The 21,988-nt window shown below is 53.6% G+C and carries 22 protein-coding genes; 10 read left to right on the top strand and 12 right to left on the bottom strand.

Annotation, left to right across the window (positions count from 1 at the left end):
- Positions 1–121 precede the first annotated feature (121 nt).
- Positions 122–694 (bottom strand): RNA polymerase sigma-70 factor, encoded by a 573-nt coding sequence (locus DCC81_RS16345; RefSeq protein WP_108687664.1) that lies wholly within the window; start codon positions 692–694, stop codon positions 122–124.
- A 135-nt stretch (positions 695–829) separates the two neighbouring features.
- Between DCC81_RS16345 and DCC81_RS16340 the strand changes: the two genes are divergently transcribed.
- The gene (locus DCC81_RS16340) at positions 830–3,157 is read left to right on the top strand and encodes a family 20 glycosylhydrolase (RefSeq protein WP_108687663.1); all 2,328 of its coding nucleotides are present in this window, start codon (positions 830–832) and stop codon (positions 3,155–3,157) included.
- A gap of 8 nt (positions 3,158–3,165) precedes the next feature.
- On the opposite strand, the gene DCC81_RS16335 is transcribed toward DCC81_RS16340, so the two are convergent.
- The 3 genes from DCC81_RS16335 to DCC81_RS16325 all read right to left on the bottom strand — a co-directional run bounded on the left by DCC81_RS16335 (position 3,166) and on the right by DCC81_RS16325 (position 6,900).
- Positions 3,166–3,975, bottom strand: a complete 810-nt coding sequence (locus DCC81_RS16335; protein WP_108687662.1) for a hypothetical protein — start codon at positions 3,973–3,975, stop codon at positions 3,166–3,168.
- Positions 3,976–4,020: 45 nt separating this feature from the next.
- Positions 4,021–4,485, bottom strand: a complete 465-nt coding sequence (locus tag DCC81_RS16330; protein ID WP_108687661.1) for a DUF4268 domain-containing protein — start codon at positions 4,483–4,485, stop codon at positions 4,021–4,023.
- 90 nt (positions 4,486–4,575) lie between these two features.
- Positions 4,576–6,900: a glycoside hydrolase family 3 N-terminal domain-containing protein gene (locus tag DCC81_RS16325; protein WP_108688282.1), complete on the bottom strand. Its 2,325-nt coding sequence runs from the start codon at positions 6,898–6,900 to the stop codon at positions 4,576–4,578.
- A 119-nt stretch (positions 6,901–7,019) separates the two neighbouring features.
- Between DCC81_RS16325 and DCC81_RS16320 the strand changes: the two genes are divergently transcribed.
- On the top strand, positions 7,020–7,280 hold the full coding sequence (locus DCC81_RS16320) for a hypothetical protein (RefSeq protein ID WP_108687660.1): 261 nt from the start codon (positions 7,020–7,022) through the stop codon (positions 7,278–7,280).
- A complete protein-coding gene (locus DCC81_RS16315; protein WP_108687659.1) occupies positions 7,258–7,818 on the top strand; it encodes a serine hydrolase domain-containing protein in 561 nt (186 codons plus the stop codon). Before DCC81_RS16320 ends, DCC81_RS16315 begins: the two co-directional genes overlap by 23 nt.
- A gap of 35 nt (positions 7,819–7,853) precedes the next feature.
- Here the strand turns inward: DCC81_RS16315 and DCC81_RS16310 are convergent, their stop codons facing one another.
- The 4 genes from DCC81_RS16310 to DCC81_RS16295 form a co-directional block, all read right to left on the bottom strand.
- Positions 7,854–8,816 (bottom strand): SRPBCC domain-containing protein, encoded by a 963-nt coding sequence (locus DCC81_RS16310; protein WP_108687658.1) that lies wholly within the window; start codon positions 8,814–8,816, stop codon positions 7,854–7,856.
- The gene (locus DCC81_RS16305; protein WP_108687657.1) at positions 8,813–9,133 is read right to left on the bottom strand and encodes an ArsR/SmtB family transcription factor; all 321 of its coding nucleotides are present in this window, start codon (positions 9,131–9,133) and stop codon (positions 8,813–8,815) included. Before DCC81_RS16305 ends, DCC81_RS16310 begins: the two co-directional genes overlap by 4 nt.
- A gap of 247 nt (positions 9,134–9,380) precedes the next feature.
- Positions 9,381–10,262 carry an NAD(P)H-binding protein gene (locus DCC81_RS16300; RefSeq protein ID WP_108688281.1) on the bottom strand — a complete coding sequence of 294 codons (882 nt, stop codon included), beginning with the start codon at positions 10,260–10,262 and terminating at the stop codon, positions 9,381–9,383.
- Positions 10,263–10,346: 84 nt separating this feature from the next.
- Entirely contained in the window at positions 10,347–10,754 is a 408-nt protein-coding gene (locus tag DCC81_RS16295) for a DoxX family protein (RefSeq protein ID WP_205686351.1), read from the bottom strand.
- A gap of 154 nt (positions 10,755–10,908) precedes the next feature.
- On the opposite strand from DCC81_RS16295, the gene DCC81_RS16290 reads away from it, so the two are divergent.
- The 3 genes from DCC81_RS16290 to DCC81_RS16280 are packed head-to-tail and all read left to right on the top strand — an operon-like array spanning position 10,909 to position 12,755.
- Positions 10,909–11,217, top strand: coding sequence for a winged helix-turn-helix transcriptional regulator (locus DCC81_RS16290; protein WP_240613004.1), 309 nt, complete (start codon positions 10,909–10,911; stop codon positions 11,215–11,217).
- Positions 11,218–11,232: 15 nt separating this feature from the next.
- Positions 11,233–12,090, top strand: coding sequence for a helix-turn-helix transcriptional regulator (locus DCC81_RS16285; protein ID WP_108687654.1), 858 nt, complete (start codon positions 11,233–11,235; stop codon positions 12,088–12,090).
- A gap of 59 nt (positions 12,091–12,149) precedes the next feature.
- The gene (locus DCC81_RS16280; protein ID WP_108687653.1) at positions 12,150–12,755 is read left to right on the top strand and encodes a short chain dehydrogenase; all 606 of its coding nucleotides are present in this window, start codon (positions 12,150–12,152) and stop codon (positions 12,753–12,755) included.
- Between the two features lie 118 nt (positions 12,756–12,873).
- Here the strand turns inward: DCC81_RS16280 and DCC81_RS16275 are convergent, their stop codons facing one another.
- Entirely contained in the window at positions 12,874–13,320 is a 447-nt protein-coding gene (locus tag DCC81_RS16275) for an SRPBCC family protein (RefSeq protein WP_108687652.1), read from the bottom strand.
- A gap of 157 nt (positions 13,321–13,477) precedes the next feature.
- On the opposite strand from DCC81_RS16275, the gene DCC81_RS16270 reads away from it, so the two are divergent.
- The 3 genes from DCC81_RS16270 (at position 13,478) to abc-f (ending at position 16,475) form a co-directional block, all read left to right on the top strand.
- A complete protein-coding gene (locus tag DCC81_RS16270) occupies positions 13,478–13,900 on the top strand; it encodes a hypothetical protein (protein ID WP_165806614.1) in 423 nt (140 codons plus the stop codon).
- A 118-nt stretch (positions 13,901–14,018) separates the two neighbouring features.
- Positions 14,019–14,690, top strand: a complete 672-nt coding sequence (locus tag DCC81_RS16265) for a DUF6348 family protein (RefSeq protein ID WP_108687650.1) — start codon at positions 14,019–14,021, stop codon at positions 14,688–14,690.
- Between the two features lie 138 nt (positions 14,691–14,828).
- Positions 14,829–16,475: a ribosomal protection-like ABC-F family protein gene (gene abc-f, locus DCC81_RS16260; protein ID WP_449384882.1), complete on the top strand. Its 1,647-nt coding sequence runs from the start codon at positions 14,829–14,831 to the stop codon at positions 16,473–16,475.
- Between the two features lie 84 nt (positions 16,476–16,559).
- On the opposite strand, the gene DCC81_RS16255 is transcribed toward abc-f, so the two are convergent.
- On the bottom strand, positions 16,560–17,420 hold the full coding sequence (locus tag DCC81_RS16255) for an alpha/beta fold hydrolase (RefSeq protein WP_205686350.1): 861 nt from the start codon (positions 17,418–17,420) through the stop codon (positions 16,560–16,562).
- 284 nt (positions 17,421–17,704) lie between these two features.
- On the opposite strand from DCC81_RS16255, the gene DCC81_RS16250 reads away from it, so the two are divergent.
- The gene (locus tag DCC81_RS16250) at positions 17,705–18,490 is read left to right on the top strand and encodes an alpha/beta hydrolase (RefSeq protein ID WP_108687648.1); all 786 of its coding nucleotides are present in this window, start codon (positions 17,705–17,707) and stop codon (positions 18,488–18,490) included.
- 162 nt (positions 18,491–18,652) lie between these two features.
- Here the strand turns inward: DCC81_RS16250 and DCC81_RS16245 are convergent, their stop codons facing one another.
- Both DCC81_RS16245 and pta read right to left on the bottom strand, forming a co-directional pair.
- Positions 18,653–19,855, bottom strand: a complete 1,203-nt coding sequence (locus tag DCC81_RS16245; RefSeq protein ID WP_108687647.1) for an acetate/propionate family kinase — start codon at positions 19,853–19,855, stop codon at positions 18,653–18,655.
- Positions 19,852–21,936, bottom strand: coding sequence for a phosphate acetyltransferase (gene pta / locus DCC81_RS16240; protein WP_108687646.1), 2,085 nt, complete (start codon positions 21,934–21,936; stop codon positions 19,852–19,854). The genes DCC81_RS16245 and pta overlap by 4 nt, the downstream gene beginning before the upstream one ends.
- Positions 21,937–21,988 lie beyond the last annotated feature (52 nt).

Genomic DNA, 21,988 nt, shown 5'->3' with positions numbered 1-21,988 from the left:
GTATTAGACAAATGGCCGGAAGGTTCTCCCCTAGTCCAATTTAAAAAAAATTAAAGCGGCTTTTTTGAAAATATTTTAACCGGCAGTAGGTAACGGAACTGGCGGAAATGTAAAAATGCTACTAGTGCATGCTTAATATCAATAACAGGGACTTATATTTTTCAAAGTTTGCCTTAAAGCTTTTTTCTTCCAGGAGGTTCTTGCGCAATACTTTCAGCGCATGGGCAATGTGGTTTTCCACGGTACGTTCACTGAGCTGCAGCTGCTCCGCTATTTCCCGGTATTTGAGGCCATCAAAACGGTTCATTTTAAACACCTTTTTACACTGCTCCGGCAGCCGCTCTATTTCCCCGTACACCATCACCTGCAACTCACTTTCGTGCAGCCGCTCAAAAACATCCTGCTCTGTGATCTCCTGGCCTATCAGCTCATGATGGCGCTGCAGGTTCTTTTCCCGCTTCAGGTGGTTGAGGGACCGGTTGATGATGATACGGCCAAAGTAGGTTTTCAACGCCTGCGGATTTTCCAGGGTGAACGGGGCTTCCCAGTATTTCAGGAATGTATCCTGTACAATATCTTCCGCCACACGCATATCTTTTACATATTGCATGGCCAGCAAGGCAAAGGTTTGAAAATGTGCCGCGTATAACCTTGTAAATGTTACTTTCCCGACGAAATCCGTATCCACACTCATTGTTTGGTGTGCGTTTGATAGTAATAAACGTATACGTAAAACATATACGGTGGTTGCACCACAATATAATAAAATAGTGTTTATTTTCTGTTATCTTACGTCCAATGGACCAAGCTTAGGAAATTTCAACCACACATGAGGAAAAATTTATTGCTGCTGATGCTGCTGGCCACAGGTGCCGGCACCAGCGCCCAATCTATTACTACTAACAACCACCCCCGTTATCCGCTCATTCCCTGGCCCTCCAGCCTGGAAGCTGCCAGCGGTACGGCCCACGTAGATGCACATTCCCGTATTATTGTTCCCGCAGGTACCTTCACCGGCGAAGCCCGCGCCCTGCAGCAGTTGCTGCGCAAATACCTGGGCCCCACCGCGGCACCCATTACCAGCGCCGGCGCCAGCACCACTGCCACAGATATTGTGCTGCAGGACGATGCCGCCCTCACCGCACCGGAAAGCTACCAGGTAACCGTAAGTGAAAAACGCATCACCCTCTCCGCCCACCAGGCAGCCGGCATGTTCTACGCAGTGCAGACCCTGCGACAGCTGATGCCTGCATCCGTGGAAAACGGCCATGGGAAAGACATTCCCCTGCCCGCCGCCCACATCCGGGACCAGCCGGTGTACGCCTGGCGTGGCATGATGCTGGACGTATCCCGCCACTTCTTTTCCATGCGCTACCTGCGGCGCTTCGTGGACATGATGGCTTTGTATAAATTCAACAAGCTGCACCTCCACCTCACAGACGACCAGGGCTGGCGCATTGAAATAAAAAAATACCCCAAACTGACCACGTTGAGCGGCTGGCGTACGTTCAACGACCAGGACTCTGCCTGCATGAAACTGGCTGCGCAAACCGGCAACCCCGACCTGGAAATAGATCCCAGCCACCTGCGTCACGTGAACGGACATACGCAGTATGGCGGCTACTATACCCAGGCAGAAATGAAAGCTTTCATTCAATACGCCGCCGCCCGCCATATTGAGGTGATCCCTGAAATAGACATGCCCGGCCACATGATGGCCGCCATTCTCCAGTACCCCGAACTTACCTGCAGCGGCCAGGCCAGGGACTGGCGGGAGAGCTTCTCCACGCCCATCTGCCCCTGCAAAGACACGGTGCTGGCCTTTGCCCGCAATGTGTTTGCCGAAGTTGCCGCCCTCTTTCCCTCCAAGTACATCCACATTGGCGGAGACGAAGTGGAAAGGAGCGAATGGGAAAAGTCTGCACTGTGCCAGCAGTTCATGAAAACGCATGGACTTACCAACACGGCCCAACTGCAATCCTGGTTCATTGACCAGATGGAGACCTTGTTCCATGAAAAAGGCAAGACCCTCCTGGGCTGGGACGAGATCGTGGAAGGTGGTATAGACAGCACCGCCACCGTAATGTTCTGGCGCACCTGGGCCAGGATGGCGCCGCTGAAAGCCGCCAGCAATGGCAACAAGCTGGTAATGACCGCGGATGGGCCGCTTTATTTTGACGCCCTGCCAGACAGATATAGCCTGAGCGCGGTGTACCACTACGATCCGAATGATACCATTTACCACATGAATGCCACGCAGCAGCGGCAGATCATGGGCCTGCAGGCCAACCTGTGGACGGAAAGGGTACCCACGGAAAACAGGGCAGACTACCTGCTGATGCCGCGCATGACCGCCCTTGCAGAATCTGCCTGGAGCCGCAAAGACCTGTATGCGTCTTACCTGCAACGCCTGGAAGCGCACTATCCCCGCCTGGAGAACATGGGCGTGCATTACCGCCTGCAAGACCTGCCAGAGGCCAGTGAGCACCGGGTGTTTGTAGATACTGCCACCTTCTTTCTTGCCTCACCCGCACCACAACTTACGCTGCGGTATACAGAACAGGGCTTTCCTACCGCATCTTCCCCAGCCCTCACCAAACCTTTGCGGATCAACAGTAACCGCACGGTACGCGTGGCCGCATTCACCCCAAAAGGCCGCCGGGGTGATATTAAGACCATCACGTTTGAACAACAGGCCTATGCCGCGCCGGTGGCTACATTCGCCCAACTGCAGCCCGGCCTCCAGGTGCAGCGCATACCGGGCGCGTTCAACACCACCAAGTTGATAAAAGGAAATGCAGATACCACCATGGTGCTCACAAACGTGGCACTGCCAGCCGGCATGCCGGAGTCTTATGCATTACTGTTCCACGGTTACCTGAAAGTGCCTGCCACCGGCATTTACAGCTTTTTCCTTTTGTCTGATGACGGCAGTGTGCTGAAGATCGCAGACCGTGTAGTGGTGGATAATGATGGCGGGCATTCCGCAGAGGAAAAAAGTGGGCAGATAGCCCTGGGCGGGGGGTTACACCCGTTTGTACTGGATTATATGAACATAGGTGGCGGGGCCGACCTGCAACTGTTGTATAGCCAGGATGGGGGTAAGCCGCAGCCGGTACCAGCTTCCTGGTTCTTCCGCAGCGGTACCCCCAACTGATGTGCTATTTAGAATTTGATCTGCAAGGGTTCTTTGGTGTACTGGCCTTCTTTGTAAGATTCAAAGTACCAGTTGCCACCGGTTTTCAGCACGATGCCATGTGCGCCATTGCCGTCTGCAATGAACAGGTCCGGCTGCGAGGTTTTCAGTAACGTGAGTACGATCTTCGGAGACGTATCGATCAGCTGGAAACCGGTGGCAGTGGCCTGCGCATATAGCACGCTGCCTGCATTGGCAGCTGCCGGTGTACTGGCTGCTGCTGTTGCAGCGGGAGCACCCGCCGCTACCATAGCAGCCGCAGGTTGTGCTGCCGCAGGTGCGGCTTGCACGGATGCTGTTGCAGCCTGGGTGGTTGCGGCTACCGTCTGCGGGGCAGGTGTACCGGAAGGCCCCACATAGCTGTAGGGCGTTTCGTCCAGCGACTTGAAAGCCTCGGCCAGCGCCTGGTTAAAGGCTACTACGTATTCTTTTTCCCAGCTTTTACCTTCTTTACCTTTGAACACGATATTACCCTGGCAATCTTTGAGAAGAAGGGTAAGGTTGGTCACAAACATGCCCTTTTTCTGCACCACGTCTGCGGTGAGTGCCTGGCAGCGGTTGCCCGCAATTTCCTGGGGCAGGTTACCATTGTCACTGTAAGCCGTAAAACCTTTCTTGCCCAGCAAGGCCAGGGATTGGGTGTTCAGGCCGTATTGGTCCGGCTCTTTGGAAAAACCAAAGCGCTCCGGCACCAGCACATATTTGTAGTTGTTGATCGTATTCTGGGCATAGCCGGCAAAGGAAACAAGCAGCAGAATAAGGACGGAAAATCTTTTCATAATTTTTAGCTTCTGATACCAACGAATATAGAAAAAATACAGCGGTTATAACATTGACTGGAAACTGAACCTGGCCATGCTCCAATATTCATCCAGCCCTATGATCCGGGGTTTAAAAAAGGAAATGATGGCCGGCCAGTCTTCCGTGCGCATCACAGACACGCCCGGCAGGTCTTTGCGCACGCGGCTTACGGGGCGCCCGTATTCATCCATGGTTCGAGGCTGCCATTGCCAGTCTTCCCCGCCCAGGGCTTCCACCAGGATGGGGCGCTGGCCCAGGAGGTGCTGATACAGGCGCTGCTGCAAACCCGCATCTGTGGCGGAGATCTCTACTATGACACTGGCGGTTTTATGGTCTGCATCCAGTTTAAAGCTGATGCCGGGCACCCGGGTCTTGTAGTTCGACCAGCTTATCATTTCCCCATCCGCGGAGAGAATGGGTTTCATATATTTTCCAAAAGCCGTCCAGAAGGCCTGTTTCTGCCGGGAAATTTCCTGCTTCGTGTACATAACTTCCACCTTGATCAATCGCCTAAAATTACAGGGAAAGCAGGCGCGGATGAAATTATTTTATACCCGCCATGACCACGCGGGGCAAGATCACAACGTAAAACTGCCCTTCAGTTGTATCGCATCGCTGGCGCCGCCCACCATCACGGTAAAGCTGCCCGGTTCCACTACCCATTGCATTTGTGCATTGAGCAGCTGCAGGTCTTCCGGGGTTAAAGTAAAGCGGATCTCCTGCTGCTCACCAGGCTGCAGGCGAATGCGCCGGAACCTTTTGAGCTGCTGCACGGGTGTTACCACGGAGCTGTAATCATCTTGCAGGTAAAGTTGCGTTACCTCATCACCGGCTACGCTGCCTGTGTTTTTCAGTGTGTACGTTATCTCCACGTTCTTGCCCTTTACCGTGGTGCGCAGGTCACTGTAAGTAAATTTCGTATAGCTAAGACCGTAGCCAAAGGCATACAATGGCCTGGCATCCATTTCCACGTAGTCGTGACGGGAGGCGCTTTTGTAATTGTAATATACCGGTAGCTGGCCCACGGAGCGCGGGATGGAAATGGGCAGGCGGCCGGCGGGATTGTAGTCCCCGAAAAGCACGTCTGCAATGGCATTGCCCCCTTCCTGGCCGGGATACCAGGCATTGAGGATGGCCGGTACATGCGCCGCGGCCCAGTTAATGTTCAGCGGGCGTCCTTCTATCAGCACCAGGATCACCGGTTTGCCGGTAGCCACCAGGCTTTCCATCAGTTTATTTTGTAGGCCCATCAGGTCCAGGCTGACGCGGTCGTACCCCTCCCCGCTTTCCATATCGCTTACGGCGTTTGCATTCACTTCCGCAGCGCCGGTGGCCTGGTACGATGTTTTGAAATCACGGGCACTGGAACCACCCAGCACCAGCACTACTGCGTCAGCATTGTTTGCGGCAGCTACTGCCGCATCTATGTTGCCCGTGGTAGTGTCACGGATGGCACAGCCTTTTACGTAAGTGACTTCCCCGTTTATCTTCGCTTTAATGCCTTCCAGTACGGTCACGACCTTATCGTCCGGCTGGGGTGCGGTGTAATCGCCCAACTGGTTGTAAATATTGTCTGCATTGGGGCCTATCACCGCCAGGTGGCGGATGGATTTGGACAGGGGCAGCAACTGGTTGTCATTCTTCAGCAGCACAATGGACTCCAGGGCTACCCTGCGCGCCAATGCCCGGCTGGCGGCTGTTCCCACGATCTGCTCCACGGCGGCAGTATCTACATAAGGATGTTCAAACAGGCCCATTTCAAACTTGAGCCGCAGCACGTGGGCTACAGCGCTGTCTATAACGGTCATGGATACACGCTTATCCTTTACCGCTTTTATCAGGGCATCTCCATATGCTTCCCCGCCCAGGTCTGCATCCAGGCCGGCATTGATGCTCAAGGCAGCGGCAGTTTCCAGATCCGGCGCCACGTGGTGGTTGGACCTTACCCCGGGAATACCGCCCAGGTCGGATACTGTAAAGCCTTTGAAGCCCCAGTCCTTTACCAGCACATCTTTGAGCAAATAGCCGTTGCTGCTGCAGGGAATGCCATCAATAGCATTGTAAGACGCCATGACAGACAGGGCACCGGCTTTTACCGCTGCGCGGAATGGAGGGAGGTATGACATCTGCAGGTCACGCGGGCCGGTAAGCGCAATGCCGCCATTGTGGCCTCCTTCCGGCGAGCCGTAAGCGGTGAAGTGTTTGAGGGTGGAGATCACATTGTGACCGCTGTTAATGCCCGTACCCTGGAAACCCTTTACCATGGCCACCCCCATCTGGCCGATCAGGTATGGATCTTCCCCGTAGGTTTCCTCCACGCGCGACCAGCGGGGCTCCCGCACCAGGTCCAGCACCGGCCCGTAACCAATGTGGGCACCCTGTGCGCGCGCCTCTGCTGCAATGGTACTGGCCATGTCATGTATGAGCGCCGTATCCCAGGTGCTGGCCTGACCAATGGATGTAGGAAACACCGTAGTGCCAATGGCCATGTGCCCATGCGGGCATTCCTCCGCCAGCAGCAACGGGATGCCCAGGCGGCTATGTTCCATCATGTAACGTTGCAATGCGTTGGTGGCCATGGCAGACTGGCGGGGCGACAGGCCTGTTTCCAGGGTCTTCTTCGTCCACGGGTCTGCACGCAGGGTAGCCCAGAAGCTGCCGATGTAACGCTTGGTCTCTATCTGCCTGAATGCTTCACTCACTGTTACTGCATCGCCATGCTTTTCATACATTTCCCAACCCAGCAGAGTATTGAGCTGTCCTACCTTTTCCTCCAGGGTCATGCGTTGCAGCAGGTCCTTTACCCTGGCGGGTACCGGCGCTTTGGCATTCTTATAGGTTTGTGCACCGGCGCTGCCGGTGGTCAGCAGTAAAGCAAACAGAATGATGCGCGTCCTCGTCATAGCGTTAAAAATAAAGCGGAAGCGGTGCAGGAAGGAAGAAATGTGCAAATCGTATCACGGATTGCGTAAATAACATTAAAATACCTATTTTTCCTACACCGTTAAACATCCCGCCCATCATGCTGCATAAAATACTTTTCACACTGGTGCTCACCCTTTTGCCGGCAGCGCCGCTTTTCGCCCAAAGCCGCTACCACACTACGTATGCGCAGCTAAAGGATTTTAAAGGCCGTTATGAGGCAGCTGGTGGCAGCACGCTGGATATTGCCGCATCGCCGTGGGACACGCTGCTGTACGCCATCCTGGGCAAAGCCAAGTACCCACTGCGGCCGGCCGCAAAAGATGTGTTCCTGAACAATGGCAATCAACAGGTGGGTTGACACACCGGGCACCGTGGGCCGTCACAACTCCGGCAATCCTATTACTGTGGGTTATATCATCCAGCAAAAAGCAGGCATGCCTTTGTCCACCTATGCCGCTAAAAATCTTTTTGCGCCCTTACAGATCCAGGACTTCCGGTGGGATTTCCGCCCGGACCCATCCAATGAAAATAACTACTGCCAGGTATTCCTGACGCCCAGGGACATGGCCAAGTTCGGGCAACTGTTTTTGCAAAACGGGCGGAGGAAAGGTAAGCAGCTCCTACCGGCAGCTTGGGTCAGGGAATCCACCGCCCCGCACTCCGTTGTGCAAAATATACCGTATGGTTACTTCTGGTGGCTCAAGTACCTGGACGCGGGGAACACGCGCTATTACAGCTTTGCAGCCCAGGGCAATGGTGGCCAGAAGATCTACGTATTCCGCAGCCTGGACCTGGTAGTGGTGACCACCGGCGCAAATTTTAATTCCAAATCACCGGCAGATGAACTGATCGCAAAATTTGTGCTGCCGGCATTTAATAAAAAAGGCCCGCAATAAATGCGCGCCTTCTTTAGCAGGAGATTGCATTGCACCTAAGCCACCGGCTGGTAATTCACCATCCAGTTGATCCCGAATTTATCCGTGAAGCTGCCAAAGTAAGCGCCCCAGAACATATCCTGCAGTGGCATGGAGATATTGCCCCCGGCAGACAATGCATTAAAAATACGATCTGCTTCTTCGCGGGATGCAGGCTCCAGGTTAATATGCATGTTATTGCCCTGGGTTACTGTAAAGCCCATTTCCCCGGGTGCATCCGTACCCATGAGCACGTGCCCATCCAGCAGGGGCAGCTCCACGTGAAGTATCATTTTCTTCAATGCGTCAGACAGCGGATGCTGCGGATCGGAAGGCGCTTCATCAAAACGTTGTATACCATTTACAAATTCAGTTTTGAATACGGAGCGATAGAAGTTGAAGGCCTCTTCCGTATTGCCCGGGAAGTTTACATAGCTGGATACGCGGGGTTGGTTGTTGGGCTTCTTTTGTTTGCGCAGGTAAAACTGTGCCTTGATGTATTCGTCCAGGTTTTCCATGCCCATGGTAAAGCCTTCGCGGAAACCCATGCTGATAATGGCTTCCAGGTCCTGGAGCGATTCAAAATCCATCTCCACATTCACCACGGTACTATCACCTTCCGATTTAAAACTGTTACTCCATCTTACGCGGGGTTTGTCGTCATTGGCCACGCCGTTCTCGTCGCAGAAGGCATCATTGCCGGCGTAATGTTTTCCGGGTGTAATGCTTTCATAATTGAACAGGCACCAGTGTCTTTCGCCCTTGGGGCTCAGCATGCAGTACAGCCAGCGGCCACCCACGCGGAAGTCCATGGACTTGGTTTCATTTTTATAAGGCTTGGGCGCCCACCATTGGTCCAGGATGTCCGCCTCTGTCCACGCGGCCCATACCAGGTCTGCCGGGGCATCAAAAGAGCGGTCCACTTTGATCTTGTTGTGCTCCTTGTCAACAATAAAATTGAATAGAATGGCTTTGTTCATCGTTTTTTATTTTTCAGGTTCAACAATACTTGATCCAGTTGTTCAAAGCGGTTCTCCCATAGTTTCCGGAACTGCTCTAGCCATTTATCGATCTCCTCCATTTTCTTTGCTTCCAGGTGGTAATACACTTCCCGGCCTTGCTGCTGGGAGGTCACTACTTCACATTCTGCCAGGATCTGCAGGTGTTTAGACACGGCCTGGCGGGTGGTCTGGAAATGTTCTGCCAGCCCGTTGGGCGTCATGGCCTGCAGGGCCAGCAGGGCCAGGATGGCGCGCCGCGTGGGGTCTGCAATGGCCTGGAATATATCTCGTCTCATAACTGTATAATTTACGCAACCGTTCAGTTGCAAATATAAGCAACCAATCGGATGCGCAAAATTTTTTGTGGAAGTTTTTTGGAAAAAAATGTAGGGTTTAGCTGGTGGTTAAATTAGGTGGCAATAAAAAAGGCCTGCACAGATGCAGGCCTTTATAATGAATGCGGAAGAAGTTTTGAAACATACACTGGTGCAAATTCCTTTGCCACATCCGCCAGCGTGGTCTTCCCGGTGGGCACGGTATCGTTTATTGATGGTACACCGCTGCAAATTCCTTTGCCACATCCGCCAGCGTGGTTGTTCCCACGAAGGGCTTGTGATGGATATAGTCTTCCTCCAGCAGGCCAGTGTGGATGGCACTGCCCAGCTCAACGAGGTTTACCGCAAAATGCTCCGGCAAACCAGCGCCCAGCAGGCTTTGCAGCACCTGCTCGTCCGGGAAGGTTTTCCAGGTAAGATCCGGCTTGCCAATGGCGGCGCCTAATGCCTGCGCAATTTCCTGGCAGGTGTGCTCTTCACTTACCACGTAACGGATGCTGCGGCCGGGTACCCTGTTATTGAATGCAGCGGCGGCGGCAGCGGCGATATCGCGCGGGTGCACCAGCAGGATGCGGTCATTATCCCCATGATTAGAAGCCATGAAACCAGCACTTTTGATCATGCCCACATAGGCAAAGAGGTTCGTGGCAAAATAGCCGGGACGTAGGTGCGTAACCGTTATATCGTTCAGTGTGTTGAGTATTTGCTCAGCATCGTGCGCTCCCAGGATAATGCCTGTGCCATGGTCCAGGTGGGCGCCATAACTGCTCAGGTGAACGATGTGTTTTACACCTGCCTTGCGGGTTGCCTGTGCATAATTGCCTGCCACATCACGGTAGTAGGCGCGCAGGTCGTGGGTAGCATGGTTGGGCGGTATCATGGCAAACACTGCTTCCGCACCCTGGAACGTTTTCTCCAGGAAAGCCACGTCATTTACAACGCCAATGGCCGCGCTGGCGCCAATCGCTTCAATGGCCGCCTGCTTATCCGGGCTGCTGCTGATCACAGTTACATCATGCCCCTGCTGCGCCAGTGTCTGCACCAGGGGTTTGGCTACATTGCCCAAAGAACCTGTTACTATTACTTTCATAAATACCATTTTAGTTTGGTATTACAAAAGTCCGCCAATCAAAACGCCCGCACGTAGCCTGATCTACGATTGTTGTAGCCGATTTTAACGCGGGCTTACCGGCGCCCTTTTATACCGGCCCCAGGCCACAAAAATACAGAGCAATACCACGACAATATTAAATCCGGTCAGGTGTGCCTCCCCCCTCATCACATGAAACACTATTGCGCAAACCATCAACAACACCAGGCCCAGTGCCGCCAGGGGCGTGAGTAGTGGCTTCACGCGCAGGGCCGCCGGCAGCACCAGGCCCAGGCCTCCTAACAGGTCTATAATGCCGGTGCCTTTTACCAGCAGTGACGATACCTGCCCTACCCAGGGCCACATCACCGCCAGTTGTGGGATGGGTGTGCTTAATTTCATAACAGCCGCCCAGGCAAACGTGGCGGCCAGCACTACCTGCACCACCCATAGCGCTATGTGCAGGGTCTTTAATGGAGATGTCATTGTCATGGGACCGATCATTTTTTTGGTAACTGCACAAAACTAAGCACCTTTACTAACCAAACATAAGTACTATACACCTGGTTAGTACTTACACAGAAGTTAGTAACGCAGCCAGGCTAAAAAATAAAATATGCTGACAAAAGGCGGATGCCCGAAAAATATGCTGTCCATACGTGATGCGCTGGAAGCCCTGGAAGGCAGGTGGAAAATGCTTATCCTTTTCTCCCTGTCCACCGGGCCCAAACGCTTTGGACAGATCGCCAAAGAAGTAACCGGCATTTCTGACCGGATGCTATCGAAAGAACTGAAGAACCTGGAGGCTAACAAACTCGTGAAACGGGAGATCTACAGCACCTTTCCGCCCACCGTGGAATACACGATCACTGCACATGGGAGATCCCTGGAGAACGTGATGGATGCCCTGCACTACTGGGGCCTGGCCCATCGCAAAAAGATCATGGGGAAATAACAATACCTTTATTACATGCTACACCGTTTTCCACCGCCTCCTTCCGCTACAGACGCTTCTTTCCTGGCCAGCGCCACGGAAACATTTGCCAAGCTGAAACAGGAATCCACCGCGGGCAGACGCACGGTAATGATGACCGAGCATACCCTCATCTTTGTGCTCAAAGGTGTAAAGCTGCTCCACTTTGCCCATGAAACAGTGCGCGTATCGCCGGGAGAAGTGTTCCTGCTGCGCAAAGGCATTTACGTGATGGCGGAATATATTGAAGAGGGGCTGGACTTTGAAGCGCTGATGCTTTTCCCGCCGGGCCAATTGCTACGCAGCATGACCGCACAAAGCCGCGCCGGCACTACCTTACCGGACGGCCGCTGCCTGGTGTTCCCAGCCACCCCGCTGGTCAATGCATTTAAGGAGGGTTTCCGGCAATATTTTTCCCGGCCGCCATTGCACCTGGAAACGCTCCTGCCCTTGAAACAGCAGGAGATCTTATGGCTGCTGCTTTCCGGCCCACAGGGCCACCAGGTACAGGCCTTCATACAGGCTGCCATTCGCGCGGAACCTACCGATATTGATCACATTGTGCGGGAATACCTATTGCAACCGGTGAGCATTGCAGAACTGGCGGCCCTGGCTAATTGCAGCCTGGCCAAGTTCAAGCGCGATTTCCAGCAGCGCTATCAATGTGCACCACGCCAGTGGATCAACCAGCAACGGCTGCAGCATGCGCGCATGCTGTTGCAGCACACCCACAAGCAAGTGACGGAAATTGCGGCGGACTGCGGCTTTGAGAGTACCTCTTATTTTATACGGCTTTATAAAAGCAACTATGGGTATACCCCGGCCCGGGAAAGAGCCAAAATTGCTATGGATTGAGCCATCCGGGTTAACAGCCAGGGGCTGCCACGCTGCAACTTTGCAGTAAATATTTTACCATGAAAATTTTAGTGATCGGTGGGCAGGGCACCATCGGGCAGCGTGTGTGCGCAGCTTTCCGCCAGCGTGGGCATGCGGTGGTCGTTGCCGGCAGGAATAGCGGCGATGTGCAGGTGGACATCAGTCAGCCAGCCAGCATTACCGCCATGTTCACCAGCACCGGCATGGTGGACGCCTGCATCTGCACCGCCGGAACGGGCTACTATGGCCCATTTGAGACCATGACCAGCGCGATGATGATGCCGGGGATAGAAGGCAAGTTACTGGGGCAGGTAAACCTGGTATTGCTGGGTAAAACCTGGTTGCAGGAGGGCGGCTCCTTCACACTTACCAGTGGCATAGCCGCACAGCACCCCGCGCGCAACGGCACGTGCGTGGCCATGCTCAATGGTGCGGTGAACAGTTTTGTGCTGGGCGCCGCGCAGGAACTGAAAGGGCAAAGGCGCATCAACGCCGTAAGCCCCGGGCTGGTGGAAGACAGCAAGGACCGTTATGGCGCTTTCTTCCCGGGCTATAACCTGGTACCGATGGACAAGCTGGTAAACGCCTACATCCTCAGCACGGAAGGCGCCGTGAATGGGCAGATCCTGAAGGTATACTCCTGAGATCCCGAAGGTATGCTCCCGATGAAAGCCATCGCAAATGCCCGGATCCTGAAAACATATCCCTGGCAGCACCCATCGTAAGATGGCCGGATCCCGAGGCATGTTCCCAACACGGTGCTCAGGATACAGTCTGGTGGCGGGCTTGCAGGCCTGCTGCCATTTTGTGCATATTCTGCAGCCAGCCTTTATCCATGGCGTCAAAGATCCGGAGATTTTCCAGCACCTTAAACCGGTCGTGCACCAGCGTCATTTCAGTACCTTTTTCTTTGGGGCTGAGGGTGATGGTCACCACGGAATCAAGGTTGGTACTGCCATCGCCGGGCCCGCCTTTCCAGGAATAAGAGAGCTTATGCGGGGCCGCAATTTCCAGCACCTTGCAATACACGATACCGTCAAAATCAAACTGGGGCATGGGCGATATGCGGAAGGTGAACTCATGACCCGGGAGGGGCTTAAAATCATTGGGCATAAGCCACTGGGCGATCAATTCTGCATCAGTAATAAACTCCCACACCTGCTCCGGTTGCTGGGGAAAGAAAATGCTGTGACGGATCTGCTTTTCCATAATGAGTAACTTTTAGGTTACTTAAAACTAAGCGTAACTTTTGAGTTACGCAAATTTATTTTGAAGGAGGCGGGCGCCGGGTCCCATTAATTAACCCAGGTGAATGACCGGCCCGTTCGCAGTTCCCAATTTTGTGACAGTAAAAACACCTGTTCACATGCTCTATCATTTGCTCCTCATCGTTCACATCGCCGGCTTTCTGCTCATGGCAGGCACCACCCTGGCAACCTGTATTTTGTTTTTCCCGGTCCGCCGCCATCCGGCAAAAGCCACCGCGGTACTGCCCGTTATTCACTCCTTGTCCATCGCACTGCCCATCGGGGCACCACTATTATTGCTTTCCGGCACAGGCCTGCTCTGGCTTACCGGCGGCGCATTCCTGGCCCAACGCTGGATGCTGGTAAAACTGGTACTGGTGGCCCTGCTTCCCCTCAATGGATTCACCATTGGCCTGGCACAGGAAAAAAAGCTAAAGGCTAACATTAACGCACGTACGTTGCGCCACATGCATTGGTTCTATGCTTCACAGCTGTTGATATTCATTAGCATTTTGGTGCTCGCAGTTTTCAAATTCCAGTAATCCACCTTATCCTTCATCGCATATACAGGCACCGTTTTGCGATGCCTGCCGGAGGGCAGCCGGGTGAAGCCGCGCCCATTCTTTCCATTATCTTTGCGTTGCAAAAAACACAAATGCCATGGACGCTAACCGGTACCTGTTGCTGATGCTTGCACAAAAACTCAAAGCTGAACGGTATCCCGTAGCTGTTTCCGACAGTAAGGATACCCTCAATGTGGCCGGCACACTGGATGTGGCCACCGGCATTACACAGGCTATTGAGAACCGCCTCATCAACGTGCAGGTGATCACGTCCAACCCGGAGCTCTTCCCGGAAGGCATCGTGGAAAACCTGCTGGGCACCGGCCCTTCACTGGAATCGCAGATCGCCTCCGCAGTGGACAATTACCTGCAGACCACTTTCCCTGCCATTGCGGAAGCCTTCCAGGACGGGCACATAGCAGCACTGGACTTCACGGACGATGCCGGCATTGGCTGGCACTCCCGGCCCGGTGCGCTTTCCCTGCAAGGCCAGTGGGCGGATCAGCCCGAAGGAGAGCCCGTGCTGGAAATACTGAAGCCTGCACTGGCGCATGCACTGCCCAATAAAAAGATCAACTGGCTCAGCGCCACCGCAGGCCGCTTCAAAGACGGATCAGTGACCATTGAATGCCTGCTCAATAACACGCCCTGGACCGCGGGCACGGCAGCGATGCAACGCCTTGCTGACAGCTGGCCGGCGCAGGAAAGCTTCCGGGGATTGAAGCAATTCATCGCCTTTCGCCGCTGCGATAAATTTGACCCACAGTAGTTTTTTTTAGAAAAAAATTTACTTTTGTACTACCAATCAATACAGCTCCGCTGATGTAGAATCTGATTTCTTTCCGGCAAACGACTAACCTGGCACCGCTGCAAACGCAGTGTGGACGCCGTTTTTACGCACCCGTAACTGAAATCAGGCATGCAACTGCAAAACGTAACCTACTTCCATCCCAACAAGGACCTCCTGTTTGAAAATATCAGCCTCACCATTGCCCCGCATGAAAAAGCGGCCCTCATTGGCAATAACGGTGCAGGTAAATCAACCCTGCTGCGTATCCTGGCCGGCGAGCTGCAACCCGCATCCGGCACCGTGATCAGCGATAGCAAGCCTTTTTATGTACCCCAGCAGTTTGGCCAGTTTAACCACCTCACCGTAGCCCAGGCCCTGCAGCTGGAAGACAAACTGAAAGCATTGCACGCTATCCTGGATGGTGATGTAAGTGAAACCAATATGGCCCTCCTCAACGACGACTGGGCCCTGGAAGAGCGTTGCCACGAAGCGCTGGAAGCCTGGGGCCTGGAAGGCCTGGACCTGCATCAACCTATGCAGCAACTAAGCGGCGGGCAGAAGACCAAGGTGTTCCTGGCCGGCATTGGCATACACCAGCCAGACATTGTGCTGCTGGACGAGCCCAGCAACCACCTGGATAGTGACGCCCGCTCCCTGCTGTACGATTTCATTGAAAACACCCAATGCACCTTACTGGTGGTGAGCCACGACCGCCACCTCCTCAACCTGCTGGACACCATGCTGGAACTGAGTAAGCGCAGCATCACGGTGTATGGCGGCAACTATGAATTTTATGCCACACAAAAACAGATAGAACACAACGCCCTGGACCAGGATGTAAAAAGCAAAGAGAAGGCGCTGCGCAAAGCCAAAGAAACTGAACGGGAAGCCGCGGAAAGACAAGCCAAGCTCAATGCCCGCGGAAAAAAGAAACAGGAAAAATCCGGCTTGCCCACCATCTCCATGAACACCTTCCGCAACAACGCTGAGAAGACCACCGCCCGTATGAAAGATGCGCACAGCAACAAAACCGGCCAGTTGCACGAGGAACTGACGGAGCTGCGCAAAGCCCTGCCGGATATGGATAAAATGAAATTCGGGTTTGAAAATCCTTCCCTGCACAAAGGAAAGGTGCTACTAACGGCTAAGGCAATACGCTTTTCTTACGGCACACGCGAGTTATGGCCGGAAGGACTGGACCTGCAGCTGCGCAGCGGGGAGCGCCTTAGCCTGAAAGGCAGGAATGGCGCGGGTAAAACTACCCTTATCAACATTATCCTGGGCCGCCTGCAGCCTACCGCGGGCACAGTAGAAAGCGCCATCAGCAATGCGGTGTACATAGACCAGGACTATTCCCTGATCAACAACCAGCTAAGCGTATATGAACAGGCCGCGCAATTTAATACCGCCGCCCTGCAGGACCACGAGATCAAGACCCGGCTGGCCCGCTTCCTGTTTACCCACGACTACTGGGATAAGCCCTGCAGCACACTAAGTGGCGGGGAAAAAATGCGCCTGATGCTCTGCTGTCTTACCCTGGCCCGGCAGGCCCCGGATGTGATCATCCTGGATGAGCCTACCAATAACCTGGATATGCAGAATATTGCTATCCTCACCACGGCTATTAACGCGTATAACGGCACCCTCATCGTGGTATCGCACGACCGTTACTTCCTGGAGGAAGTGCGGGTGGAACGCAGCATTGACCTGGAGGGTGGATGGTTTGCGCAGCGGGCGCATGATGGGGGTGATCCTTTGAAATAAAATTAAGTACGGATAACCGATCCTGAACAACAAACCCTGCAGGCAGCCTGCTGCAGGGTTTATCTCTGTTATGCCGGAACAGCATTATCGTTTTAAAAACTTCAGCAGCTCCGCATTGAATTTCTCCCTTTCTTCAATGAACGTGCCATGGCCGCTTTTATCAAACGTTACCAGTGTTGCGTTTTTTATACCTGCGTGCATTTGTTCTGCCAATGCATAAGCGGCAATTGCATCGTCTTTTGCGTGCAGGATAAGCGTAGGCACCTTTATTTTAGCCAGGTCTTCGCGCAGGTCTTCATCACGCAGGGCGGTGAGCGCCTTCACCATGGCGTAGGGAGATGCAGTTACACCCAGGCTGCCCAGCCACGCAAAGTAACCGGGTGTAAGGGTGTTGGTAGGCAGTACAAATCTTTCGCCGACGGTGTCCGTTAACGCGGGGCGGTTCACTTTCAGTAGCTCCAGCCAGGAAGAAATGTCTTCTTTGGTGAACAACGGGTAAGGATAATCAGCTGCTTTCGTGTGCTTGGGTGCAGCAGCAGAAAAGAGGGCCAGCCCGGACAGGTGCTCCCCACCATACTTAGCGGCAAAGTGCAGGGAATAAGCACCTCCCATGGAATGCCCGCCCAGCACGGCATTTTCGAGGCCCAGGGTTTCCATCACTACTTTCAGGTCGTCTGCAAATACATCGTAATTGTACCCCCCCTCCGGCTTGTCGGACAGGCCAAAGCCACGGGTATCCACCCCGATGGCGCGATAACCGGCTGCTACCAACGCGTGAATAGTGTACTCATACATCGCCGCGCCAAAAGGATAGCCGGGGATCAGCACTACCGGCTGCCCGGCTCCCATGTCTGTTATGTGCAGGCGCACGTTGGGTTCCACTTCAATGAATGCACTACGGCCTAATGATGCTTTCCTGCGGGACTGGAATGTTTTACTGCTCATCATAAAAAAGTTTACCGCAGGCAGGACAAAGGGTATTCCACACCTGTAATCAGCCATGGCATGGCATTTCACCCGCGTACCATCCTTACGTTGCCTTACGGTATATCGTGAAATTATGTCGGCTGGTAAAACCCTTTTCATTCCACCGCCTTTATGCCCTGCGATAAATCCACGATATATCGGAAAACAGCTTTGGCACAAGTATATACCAATGCCCTCACATTCAATATCTTAAAATACGGCAGTGCGTTTGCCTTTTCCAGGGCAAACTTAAATACACACGCATGCAACAAACAAATTTTTGGAAAAAGACGATCTGCCATGCAGCGCTGCCGCTGGCGCTTGTATTGGCCGCAGGCAAATCAATGGCCCAGGATGTAAAGCCCGCCGGTATTAAGAACATTGTGATCGTGCATGGAGCCTTTGCCGATGCATCGGGCTGGGAAGCCGCTTACAAACTGCTGGTAAAAAAAGGGTATAAAGTAACCCTGGTGCAAAACCCCACCAGTTCCCTGGCTGCGGATACTGCTGCCACCAATGCCGCTCTGGAACGCCAGGATGGTCCCGTAGTACTGGTAGGCCATTCCTGGGGTGGTACGGTGATCACGGAAAGTGGTAACGATCCTAAGGTAAAGGCCCTGGTATACGTGGCCGCCTTCATGCCTGATGCCGGGGAATCCACCCTGGAGCTGGTGCAAAATGCAAAGCCCCTGCCCGTACAAGGCATCCTGACACCCGACGCACGGGGAAACGTTTACCTGGGCCAGTCCACCTTCCAGCAGACTTTCACACCTGGTCAGTCCAGGGAAAAAGCTGACTTCATGTATGCGTCACAAATTCCTTTGACGGTGGAAGCCTTTACCGACAAGGTGACGCATGCAGCGTGGCACAACAAACCGGTGTATTCCATCAAACCTTCTAACGACGGCACCGTAAGCCCTTCCCTGGAAGACTGGATGAACTCCCGCGCCAAGGCCAAAGTGACTGTGATCAAAGGTGGCCACACCCTCTTTATGGATAACCCGGAAGCAGTAGTGAAGGTAATTGAAGCCGCAGCGGTGAACAGCTAACCAGAAGCCGGTGTTAATCCAATGATGGTTAACCGTTAATTGCGGTGGATGTTTTATAAACGCCACTTTGACTAACGGTTAACCATCTTGATTATACGGCAACCGGGAAACAAAAATACCGCGCATGCTGCGGCAGCAGCAGCAAACGGTGTATCCCCGGTTTTAACGGGCTTTCAATAGGGCCCTGCACTGGTGTGCTATTTCCAGTTCTTCATTGGTAGGTACCACCAGTACTTTTGTTTTTGCGCCGGCGGCGCTTACGTCCCTTATACCTTGCTGGCGGAGGGCGTTGCGTGCGGCATCGAGCTGTATGCCCAGGAAATCCATTTCCGTGCAGGCCATTTCCCTTACCAGTGCATCGTTCTCCCCTACACCGGCAGTAAACACGATGGCATCCAGGCCATTCATTACCGCGGTATAAGCACCAATGAACTTTTGGATACGGTAGCAGTACATATCATACGCCAGCTTTGCAGCTTCATTGCCTTGCTGTAATTGCGCGGTAATGTCGCGCATATCACTGTGGCCGGTGAGGCCCAGCATGCCGCTTTTCTTATTCAACAATTCCGTGAGCTGCGCTGCGCTGTAATTTTTTTGCTCCATGAGGTACAGCAGTACTGATGCATCAATATTACCACAGCGGGTGCCCATCACCAGGCCATCCAGGGGCGTGAGGCCCATGCTGGTATCCAGCGCGCGGCCGGCCTTTACAGCGGCCATGCTGCACCCATTGCCCAGGTGGATGGTGACCAGTTTTGCATCCGGCTTTTTCAGAAATTCCATGGCGCGGCCGGCCACATAGTGGTGGCTGATGCCGTGAAAACCGTATACCCGAATGCCATAATCTTCATAGAAATCCTGTGGGATGGCGTAATGAAATGCTTTTGCAGGGAGGGTTTGATGGAAGGCGGTATCAAACACGGCTACCTGCGTTGCCTGGGTAAAGATCTTTTCCGCGGTTTCAATGCCTTTGTAGTGCCCGGGATTGTGCAACGGTGCCAGAGGATATAGTTGTTTGATCTTTTCTTTTACTTCCGGCGTGATCACGGTGGTTTGCGTAAGCGTTTCCCCGCCATGCACAATACGGTGGCCTACCACGTGAATCTCTGCTGCATCAGCTATCACCGCAATATCCGGGCGGGTGAGCAGCTTACCTACTTCCTGCATACCGGTGGTATGGTCCGGCACAGGTCTTTCAATTTTGATAACGGCTTCCTTACCGTCGCGGAGAAATTTGTGGGTAAGATTGCTGTTGGGCAACCCAATGCGCTCCACGATGCCCTGGCAGCGCGGGGTATCTTCCCCGTCCATGAATAACTGGTATTTTATAGAGCTGCTGCCGGAATTGATCACAAATATGTTCATGAATGCTGGCTTTGAATAGCGGTGATGATCACCGTGTTAAATACATCGTCTACTGTGCAGCCGCGGCTCAGGTCATTCACCGGCTTGTTAAGCCCCTGTAACATGGGACCAATGGCCAGTGCACCGGTTTCACGCTGTACGGCTTTATAGGTGTTGTTGCCCGTATTAAGATCGGGAAAAATGAGCACGCTGGCTTGCCCCGCCACCGCGGAACCAGGCAGCTTTTGCCGCCCCACGACGGGATCTACCGCCGCATCATATTGAATGGGGCCTTCCACTTTCAGGTCGGGCCGTTGTTCCCTTACCAGTTGCGTGGCGCGCCGCACCTTGTCCACATCTTCCCCTTCACCGGAAGTACCACTGGAGTAAGACAGCATGGCAATGCGTGGTTCAATGCCAAAGGCCCTGCTGTTATCCGCAGAAGAGATCGCGATCTCTGCCAGCTGCTCCGCCGTAGGATTGGGATTCACCGCGCAGTCACCAAACACGCATACCCGGTCTTCCAGGCACATAAAGAAAATGGAAGATACCGTAGAAATACCCGGTCTTGTTTTAATGAACTGCAGCGCAGGACGGATGGTGTGTTGCGTGGTATGCACTGCACCGGACACCATGCCATCCGCATGGCCTTTATACACCATCATGGTACCAAAGTAAGATACGTCTGTCATCAGGTCCCTGGCCATTTCCAGGGTTACGTGTTTAGCCTTGCGCAGTTCGTATAAGGTTTGCACATAATCATCGTAGTTGGGCGAAGTAGCCGGGTCAATGATGGGCACCTCCAGCTCAATGCCCAGGCGCTTGATGGAAGCGGCAATGTCAGTAGGATTGCCCAATAAGATCACATTTACGATCTGCTGCGCTTTTAAACGTGCGGCCGCCAGGAGGATACGGTCATCGTTCCCTTCCGGCAGCACGATGGTCTTCTTTTGCCGCTTGGCCCATTGCGCCAGCTGGTACTGGAACATGTGCGGGGTCATTACATCGGAATGATAGGTAACGATCTTTTTATCCAATGCATCGATATCTACAAAGCGGTGGAACGTTTCAATGGCCAGCTGGATCTTCCGCGTATTGTCCGGCAGGATGCGGGCCTTTACGCTGGCCACTTCGGTGGTGGTCTCAAACGTACCGGAAGCCACCGCCATGATGGGTACTACGTTTTGCAGGCCTTCTATCAAACGTGTTACCGGTTCATCCGGCACCGTGTCTGCACTAAGCACAATGCCGGCCACGCGGGGATAGCTGGAAGACAGGTTGGCCTGGAGGGAAGCAATGATGATATCGCCCCGGTCACCGGGGGTTACGATCAGTACATTTTCCTTCAGGTAATTTAAAAAGTTGGGCACCTGCATGGCACCTGTAAGGAAGTGGTCGACCTGGTTTGATAAGTGATCCTGCCCGAAGAGCAGCTTACCACCCAGGTGGGCAAAGATGTCGCCCACGGAAGGATGCTGCAACGCGCGGTCCGCGGGGATGGCGGCGGCCAATACGCCCGGCGGCAGCTGGGCGGCCAGGCTTTGCCGCACCAGGTCTACCTGCGCAGGGTCTACCCGGTTGGCCACCACAGCGATTACCTGCACATCATGGCTCAGATAAGAGCGGCAAAACGTAAGCCCTTCCTGGATCACTTCCGCATTGGTCTTGTGCTCACCGGAAATGAGCAACAGGGCGGGTGCATTCAGGTTCTTGGCCAGCGTGCGGTTGATCTCAAATTCAAACGCGGTACCCTGACCGGCAAAGTCGCTGCCTTCTATCACTACAAAATCATACCGCTCTTCGAGCGCTTTATAGCGGGCTATTACTTTATCTATCATTTCGCCCTGGCGCTGTGTGCGTATGAGCTGCAGGGCATCCTGGCGGGTAAAGGCCCATGCATCATCATAAGATTGCGGCAACTGGAAGTGCGAGAGCACGGTTTGAATGTGGGTATCAGGATGCGCAGGGTCGTCAGAAAGGATCACAGGCTTGCAGTAGCCGATCTTCTGGGTTTTGCCCAGCAGCATATCACATAGCCCAAGCGTGATCACGGACTTGCCGCTATAAGGCTCTGCGGAAGCGATGAAAATGCTCTTTGTCAATTTGAAGGGAGTTAATTGTTAATTATTAGTAGTCAATCGTACGCCAGCAGTA

Source organism: Chitinophaga parva (assembly GCF_003071345.1).
In the GTDB taxonomy this organism is placed as follows: Bacteria; Bacteroidota; Bacteroidia; order Chitinophagales; family Chitinophagaceae; genus Chitinophaga; species Chitinophaga parva.
Note: the sequence above shows the minus strand (reverse complement) of the source record. Positions and strands in the feature narration are given on the sequence as shown.

Bases quoted from the DNA above. Each gene is read 5' to 3' on its own strand.
- DCC81_RS16345 (WP_108687664.1), bottom strand. From the start codon at position 694: ATGAGTGTGGATACGGATTTCGTCGGGAAAGTAACATTTACAAGGTTA.
- DCC81_RS16340 (WP_108687663.1), top strand. From the start codon at position 830: ATGAGGAAAAATTTATTGCTGCTGATGCTGCTGGCCACAGGTGCCGGC.
- DCC81_RS16335 (WP_108687662.1), bottom strand. From the start codon at position 3,975: ATGAAAAGATTTTCCGTCCTTATTCTGCTGCTTGTTTCCTTTGCCGGC.
- DCC81_RS16330 (WP_108687661.1), bottom strand. From the start codon at position 4,485: ATGTACACGAAGCAGGAAATTTCCCGGCAGAAACAGGCCTTCTGGACG.
- DCC81_RS16325 (WP_108688282.1), bottom strand. From the start codon at position 6,900: ATGACGAGGACGCGCATCATTCTGTTTGCTTTACTGCTGACCACCGGC.
- DCC81_RS16320 (WP_108687660.1), top strand. From the start codon at position 7,020: ATGCTGCATAAAATACTTTTCACACTGGTGCTCACCCTTTTGCCGGCA.
- DCC81_RS16315 (WP_108687659.1), top strand. From the start codon at position 7,258: ATGGCAATCAACAGGTGGGTTGACACACCGGGCACCGTGGGCCGTCAC.
- DCC81_RS16310 (WP_108687658.1), bottom strand. From the start codon at position 8,816: ATGAACAAAGCCATTCTATTCAATTTTATTGTTGACAAGGAGCACAAC.
- DCC81_RS16305 (WP_108687657.1), bottom strand. From the start codon at position 9,133: ATGAGACGAGATATATTCCAGGCCATTGCAGACCCCACGCGGCGCGCC.
- DCC81_RS16300 (WP_108688281.1), bottom strand. From the start codon at position 10,262: ATGAAAGTAATAGTAACAGGTTCTTTGGGCAATGTAGCCAAACCCCTG.
- DCC81_RS16295 (WP_205686351.1), bottom strand. From the start codon at position 10,754: ATGACAATGACATCTCCATTAAAGACCCTGCACATAGCGCTATGGGTG.
- DCC81_RS16290 (WP_240613004.1), top strand. From the start codon at position 10,909: ATGCTGTCCATACGTGATGCGCTGGAAGCCCTGGAAGGCAGGTGGAAA.
- DCC81_RS16285 (WP_108687654.1), top strand. From the start codon at position 11,233: ATGCTACACCGTTTTCCACCGCCTCCTTCCGCTACAGACGCTTCTTTC.
- DCC81_RS16280 (WP_108687653.1), top strand. From the start codon at position 12,150: ATGAAAATTTTAGTGATCGGTGGGCAGGGCACCATCGGGCAGCGTGTG.
- DCC81_RS16275 (WP_108687652.1), bottom strand. From the start codon at position 13,320: ATGGAAAAGCAGATCCGTCACAGCATTTTCTTTCCCCAGCAACCGGAG.
- DCC81_RS16270 (WP_165806614.1), top strand. From the start codon at position 13,478: ATGCTCTATCATTTGCTCCTCATCGTTCACATCGCCGGCTTTCTGCTC.
- DCC81_RS16265 (WP_108687650.1), top strand. From the start codon at position 14,019: ATGGACGCTAACCGGTACCTGTTGCTGATGCTTGCACAAAAACTCAAA.
- DCC81_RS16255 (WP_205686350.1), bottom strand. From the start codon at position 17,420: ATGAGCAGTAAAACATTCCAGTCCCGCAGGAAAGCATCATTAGGCCGT.
- DCC81_RS16250 (WP_108687648.1), top strand. From the start codon at position 17,705: ATGCAACAAACAAATTTTTGGAAAAAGACGATCTGCCATGCAGCGCTG.
- DCC81_RS16245 (WP_108687647.1), bottom strand. From the start codon at position 19,855: ATGAACATATTTGTGATCAATTCCGGCAGCAGCTCTATAAAATACCAG.